Below are 1,347 nucleotides of genomic sequence, written 5' to 3'. Positions count from 1 at the left end.
CCAGGCCTTCGACATCGCCTTCGACGGACGCCTCACCAACAACCGAATCTGACCCACGAGACCACCCCAGTTACACCGAAAACTTTACAGACCCGATTGGGGTTGTGGTGGCGAGTGGGGGCAGATGGCTGGTTGCCACGGCGTCTGAGGGGAGACTGAAGCCCCAATCCAAGAGGGTGCGGGCCTCTTCGTATACGGCGTTGCTCCGGCCTGACTGGGGCTTCATCACGGTGACCAGGAGCGTGCGACCGCCCCGGCGTGCGGCGGCGATGAGAGTGTTGCCTGCGCGGGAGGTGTATCCATTCTTTACTCCGATAGTGCCTGGGTAAGGAGACACTCCGTTTACACCACTGAGAAGCCGGTTGGTGTTGGTGATCGTGACGTAACCGTCGCGGGCGTCTCTGCTGGGGAAGAGTGCCGACTTGGTGCGGCAGTACAGTGCGAAGTCAGCCCGGGCCAGCCCTGCTCGGCCGAAGACGGCCAGATCGTGGGCGGTAGAGACCTGTCCGGTGGCGTCGAAGCCGTCGGGGGAGACAACAGTGGTGTTCTCCGCTCCCAATGACAGCGCGCATTCCTCCATCTGGCCGGCGGTTTCCCTCCAGCCGCCGTTGAGGTGCGCCAGCACGCGGACGGCGTCGTTGCCGGAGCGGAGGAACACCCCACGCCACAAATCACCCATGCTGTACTCAGCTCCAACCTTCAGCCCTACAACGCTGCTACCAGCGGGCACGGCGCTGACTTCGGACGCGGAGACGGTGTGCACGGCTTCGGCGTCGAACTGAGGCATGACAGTAAGGGCGAAGAGCGTCTTGAGGGTACTGGCCGGGGCGAGCCGGTGGTGGGGGCGCCAGGAAGCGAGGACGTCCCCCGTAATGGCGTCAGCGAGCACCCAGGCCAGTGCTGACACCTTTGGAGGGGCGTGGCCCAACACGACGGCAGCGGCTCGCGCAGGGAAGGGAGCGACAGCGGCGGAAAGTAGGCTCATGGCAGCGGCGTCCAGGACGGACCGGCGGCTGGGCTGGCGGCAAGAGTTGATCACGGGCTCACTGTCGTAGTGAAATCACCGGTAGGCCCTATCCGGTACGGCCAGCCGGCGCATTACCGCCATCCTTTGTTGTGGTTCGCGGCGTGTCGCTTTGCCGCGGCCCATGGTTCTGGAACGGCCGAGGGCGAGCACTGCGAGGGGGGCGACCTGTTGGGCTGCAGAGGCGAACGCGACCAGGTGCCCGCGGCCCCGACGGGCGGACTGACGTAAAGCGTGTTGCAGAAGGCTTCGGTTTGGGTATTTCGCCTGTATGGGTGGGGTGTTGAGGGCTGAGCCGTTGTGGGTGGAGACGTTCACCGGGC

The 1,347-nt window shown here is 65.0% G+C and carries 1 protein-coding gene; it reads right to left on the bottom strand.

What is annotated here, in order from left to right; all coding sequences use genetic code 11:
• Window positions 1–70: 70 nt before the first annotated feature.
• Window positions 71–985, bottom strand: coding sequence for a D-alanyl-D-alanine carboxypeptidase (locus tag ABZX75_RS34385; protein WP_355418178.1), 915 nt, complete (start codon window positions 983–985; stop codon window positions 71–73).
• Window positions 986–1,347 lie beyond the last annotated feature (362 nt).

It is taken from the genome of Streptomyces sp. NPDC003038 (assembly GCF_040611115.1).
Lineage (GTDB): Bacteria > Actinomycetota > Actinomycetes > Streptomycetales > Streptomycetaceae > Streptomyces.
The sequence above is the reverse complement of the archived record's forward strand: the minus strand, read 5'-3'. Positions and strand labels throughout refer to the sequence as shown.

What these genes read in the sequence shown, in the direction of transcription:
- ABZX75_RS34385 (WP_355418178.1), bottom strand. Translation starts at nt 985, where the DNA reads ATGAGCCTACTTTCCGCCGCTGTCGCTCCCTTCCCTGCGCGAGCCGCT.